This window comes from Pseudopedobacter sp. (assembly GCF_040392825.1).
Taxonomy (GTDB): domain Bacteria; phylum Bacteroidota; class Bacteroidia; order Sphingobacteriales; family Sphingobacteriaceae; genus Pseudopedobacter.
On record NZ_JBEBVH010000295.1, the window covers coordinates 1 to 4,563 of the forward strand.

Here is a 4,563-nt window from a genome sequence, read left to right on the forward strand (position 1 = left end):
ATATCTCAGAATATCTTATCTAACTCAAAAAATAGTAAAAAAGTCTTTTAATGCGGTCCTGTATTGCAAAGAGTGTTCTTTTTCCTGTGCGTAAATAACAAATTCCTGCTCGGTAAAACTGGGAATTTCTTCCCTGGAGAATTTAATAATATGTCTGAAAGCATCCTTATCTGAAAAAGATTTTATATGGATGACTTCTGATACAGACAGGTGATAACCTGCTGCCAATCTCTGCACAGTTAAAGAAACATCTAAAGGAATAATGATCTGTAATGCCCCATCCGGTTTAAGATGTGTGCTCGCTACCCGCAATAATTCAATAAAAAAATTCAGATCTGTATGTCTTGCCAGGTTTTTCTGCTCGGAACTTGCCTTCAGTGCATTTAAAAAGAACGGTGGATTGCTGACAATCAGGTCATAAGATTTTAAAGGGTGCATTTCAAAGAATTCCACAAAGGAATGGTGGTGACATTTCAGACGGGAATGAAATAAAGAATTCTCAAAATTTTGGGTTGCGGTATCAACAGCTCTATAATCAATATCCAATGCATCTATTATTGCCTGTTTATTTCTTTGGGCCAGCATTAATGCGATTACACCTGTTCCGGTTCCTACGTCACAGATCTTTTTTGCTTCACCAACGTCAGCTAATGCCCCTAAAAGTACACCATCGGTATTAATCTTCATCGGACAGTTTTCCTGACTTACCACAAACTCCTTAAAACGAAATACAGACATAGGACAAAACTAAATATTATTCATCCTAAACAGTTACAAAAACATGCTGTTTTCATTTTTTTTAAAAGGAACGATTTTGTGAATTCAAAATTAAAAATATGAAATAGCTTATTTTATGATAATTACTATAATTAGCAGAAAGGTTTGTATTTTTGGCATCAATTAAATACTCCGATTGTTATTATGATTAAAAGAAACAAGATTAAGGACTTACTGAAGTCGACAGAATTTGGAAAAGAGGTTATTGTGATGGGATGGGTAAAAACATTCAGAAATAATCAGTTCATTGCATTAAATGACGGTTCCTCATTATCTAATCTTCAAGTTGTTGTTGATTTTGAAAATACATCGGGTGATATTTTAAAAAAAATAAGTACCGGAGCTGCTGTTAAGGCTATAGGGACGCTTGTGGAATCTGTTGGAAAAGGCCAGACAGTAGAGGTAAAAGCTAAAACAGTGGAGATTTTAGGTGAGAGTGATGCCGAAAAGTATCCTTTACAACCTAAAAAACATAGTTTAGAGTTCTTACGCGAAAAAGCGCATTTACGTTTTAGAACAACAACATTCAATGCTGTTTTTAAGGTAAGACATGCATTGGCTTTTGCTATACACCAATTTTTTAACGAAAGAGGTTTTACCTATTTACATACTCCTATTATTACAGCTTCTGACGCCGAGGGTGCCGGAGAAATGTTTAGAGTAACGACTCTTGAACTTGGAAACCCTCCAAGAGACGAAGCCGGAAATATCAATTTTAAAGAAGATTTCTTTGGAAAGTCAACAAATCTGACGGTGTCCGGGCAGCTTGAAGGGGAACTTGGTGCCATGGCATTAGGTGAAATATATACGTTTGGACCAACTTTCAGAGCCGAAAATTCAAATACAACAAGGCATCTTGCCGAATTTTGGATGATTGAGCCTGAGGTTGCTTTTGCTGATCTGGAAGATAATATGAATTTGGCTGAAGATATGTTAAAGTATGTAATTAAATATGCTCTTGACAATTGTGCTGAAGAAATTGAACTACTGAACAGCAGGCTACTGGACGAGGAAAAAAATAAAGCACAGAAAGACAGAAGTGAGCTTTCTTTAATTGAAAAACTTAATTTCTGTCTGGATAACGATTTTGAAAGAATAACTTATACAGAAGCTATAGAAATCTTAAAAAGATCTAAACCTAATCAGAAGAAACAATTCAATTATCTAATTGATGAGTGGGGTGCAGATTTACAAAGTGAACACGAGCGTTATCTGGTAGAGAAACACTTCAAAAAGCCGGTGATTCTGACTAACTATCCTGCAGAAATTAAATCGTTTTATATGAGACAGGATGATAACTGTGCTGAAGGTAAACAAACAGTTTCTGCTATGGATATACTTTTCCCTGGAATTGGAGAAATTGTGGGAGGCTCCCAACGCGAAGAAAGACTGGAAAGACTAGAAGCAAGGATGGATGAAATTGGTATTCCTAAAGATGAACTTTACTGGTATCTGGATACCCGCAGATTTGGTACTGCCCCACATGCGGGATTTGGATTAGGTTTCGAAAGACTTGTTGTTTTTGTTACGGGAATGACGAACATCAGAGATGTTATTCCTTTTCCAAGATATCCTAAAAACGCAGAGTTTTAAAATTCAACTATTTACCGATAAAAAGGAGAGAATAATCATAATGTTCTCTCCTTTTCATTTATGCAGAAAAATATAAAAATTCCGACTATACAACTTTTGCAAGCGTAGCGTTACCCAGGCTACGAAACGCTGATATTTCTTGTTTGAGAATAGATAGCAATTCCAAATCGTATCTACGAGTAGTGAAATCTATTAAATTAGTTTGCCTCTTTTCTCTGTACTGCTTCAAGTCTGCCCTAAGCAATCCTAACAATTCGCTATCAAATTTGTTAATTAATTCCTGTTCTGATTGTGACAATATGTTTTTCATAATTTTATCAGTTTTAGTTACCAAATTTGTTACATTTGACTTCTAACTAATACTGTGCCAAAAATTATTTCGACCTGTATACAAACTATTAGAAGTTTCTATAGTTATTAGAAAATACGTAGTTTAGCAAAGATTTCGTCAAAAAAGCTCATAATATTTTTTCTTTAATTTAAATCAGGTACTATGTTGTTGCGTATATATGAAGAAAATCCAAATGAGAAACAGATACTGCAAGTTGTTGATGTATTAAAAAAAGGTGGAATTATTATCTATCCTACAGATACGATTTATGGAATGGGGTGCGATATTACCAATCAAAAAGCCATTGAGAAAATTGCACAATTAAAGGGGATTAAGGCCGAAAAAGCCAATTTTTCTTTTATTTGCCATGATTTAAGCCATATCTCGCAGTATGTTAAACCCATGGACACATCTACTTTCAGGTTATTAAAAAAAGCTTTACCTGGTCCGTTTACTTTTATATTTGAAGCAAACAGCAATGTACCCAAATTACTTGCCAGTAAAAAGAAAACTGTTGGTATTAGGGTTCCAGACAACAATATAGCCAGAGAAATAGTAAAGGCGTTGGGTAATCCTATACTTTCTACCTCTATAAGAGACGATGATGAACTTATTGAATATTCAACAGACCCGGAACTGATTCATGAAAAATACAAAGATCTGGTAGATATAGTAATTGACGGCGGATACGGAAATAACGTTGCTTCTACGGTGGTAAACTGCACTGATGGTGATTTCGAAATTATTCGTCAGGGACTGGGCGATCTGGAACAATATCTTTAAAAAAAGAAAATTTAGTATCTTGCGGGATGCCGAAATTAATTAATCTGGAAGCTTTCAAAAACTTTCTAAAATCTCAATCTGCCGGGGGAATTATACTTATATGTTGTGTTATCCTATCACTAATTATTGCAAATTCGGGTTGGGGTAGTTATCTGGAAAATCTTTTGGCAACAGAAATTGGTTATCACTCGGATAATGTACACCTGAAATATTCTGTTCTTCTTTGGATAAACGACGGCTTGATGGCCATATTCTTCTTATTGGTAGGATTAGAAATAAAAAGAGAATTAATTGAAGGTGAGCTTTCTTCTACAAAAAAAGCTTTACTTCCTATTTTTGCTGCCATTGGGGGCATGTTGGTTCCGGCAGCTATTTATAGCATATTCAATATCCAAACAGCTACTGCTCATGGCTGGGGAGTCCCTATGGCCACCGATATTGCATTTGCCATAGCAATATTGTCTGTCTTAGGAAATAGAGTGCCATTAGCCTTAAAAGTTTTCTTAACAGCTCTGGCTATAGTAGATGATTTGGGAGCCATTATTGTTGTTGCAGTATTTTACACTTCGGAGCTACACACAAACTACCTTCCCTATATAGGGGTGTTAATAGCTATTTTAGCTATTCTGAACTACTTTAACGTAAAACAAATCTATCTTTATCTTATACCAGGAGTCTTTCTCTGGTATTTTGTACACTCTTTTGGTGTGCATGCTACCATAGCCGGAGTAATAACAGCATTCTTTTTGCCAACTACTCCTACAGCGGTAGAATCTCCTTTGGAGCGTTTAGAACATTTACTGGCTAAACCTGTAAACTTTCTGATTATGCCTTTATTTGCTTTTGCCAATACCAACATTAAATTTGAACCTGTTATGTTGGACGGCATTTTTGGAGGATTAAGTCTGGGTATTATACTTGGTTTATTCCTTGGAAAGCCTATCGGGATAACCATACTCTCCTATCTTGCTGTTAAATTAAAAATATGTGCTTTACCCGGCGGAACTACATGGAAACAAATTTATGCGCTTGGTATTTTAGGAGGCATTGGTTTTACCATGTCTATATTTATTGCATTA

5 protein-coding genes are annotated in these 4,563 nt (G+C 35.5%); 3 read left to right on the forward strand and 2 right to left on the reverse strand.

Annotated elements, in window-relative coordinates:
* Positions 1-24: 24 nt before the first annotated feature.
* Positions 25-738, reverse strand: a complete 714-nt coding sequence (locus tag ABWO41_RS15700; RefSeq protein WP_353140080.1) for a tRNA1(Val) (adenine(37)-N6)-methyltransferase — start codon at positions 736-738, stop codon at positions 25-27.
* A 183-nt stretch (positions 739-921) separates the two neighbouring features.
* On the opposite strand from ABWO41_RS15700, the gene asnS reads away from it, so the two are divergent.
* A complete protein-coding gene (gene asnS / locus ABWO41_RS15705; protein WP_353140082.1) occupies positions 922-2,370 on the forward strand; it encodes an asparagine--tRNA ligase in 1,449 nt (482 codons plus the stop codon).
* A gap of 85 nt (positions 2,371-2,455) precedes the next feature.
* On the opposite strand, the gene ABWO41_RS15710 is transcribed toward asnS, so the two are convergent.
* Positions 2,456-2,680 (reverse strand): hypothetical protein, encoded by a 225-nt coding sequence (locus ABWO41_RS15710; RefSeq protein WP_353140084.1) that lies wholly within the window; start codon positions 2,678-2,680, stop codon positions 2,456-2,458.
* A 183-nt stretch (positions 2,681-2,863) separates the two neighbouring features.
* Here ABWO41_RS15710 and ABWO41_RS15715 point away from each other — a divergent pair, with 183 nt between their 5' ends.
* On the forward strand, positions 2,864-3,484 hold the full coding sequence (locus tag ABWO41_RS15715; protein ID WP_353140086.1) for an L-threonylcarbamoyladenylate synthase: 621 nt from the start codon (positions 2,864-2,866) through the stop codon (positions 3,482-3,484).
* A 26-nt stretch (positions 3,485-3,510) separates the two neighbouring features.
* On the forward strand, positions 3,511-4,563 hold a 1,053-nt coding region (gene nhaA / locus ABWO41_RS15720), incomplete at its 3' end, for a Na+/H+ antiporter NhaA (protein WP_353140088.1).

Excerpts from the sequence above, each read along its gene's own strand:
- ABWO41_RS15700 (WP_353140080.1), bottom strand. The coding sequence starts at position 738 with ATGTCTGTATTTCGTTTTAAGGAGTTTGTGGTAAGTCAGGAAAACTGT.
- asnS (WP_353140082.1), top strand. The coding sequence starts at position 922 with ATGATTAAAAGAAACAAGATTAAGGACTTACTGAAGTCGACAGAATTT.
- ABWO41_RS15710 (WP_353140084.1), bottom strand. The coding sequence starts at position 2,680 with ATGAAAAACATATTGTCACAATCAGAACAGGAATTAATTAACAAATTT.
- ABWO41_RS15715 (WP_353140086.1), top strand. The coding sequence starts at position 2,864 with ATGTTGTTGCGTATATATGAAGAAAATCCAAATGAGAAACAGATACTG.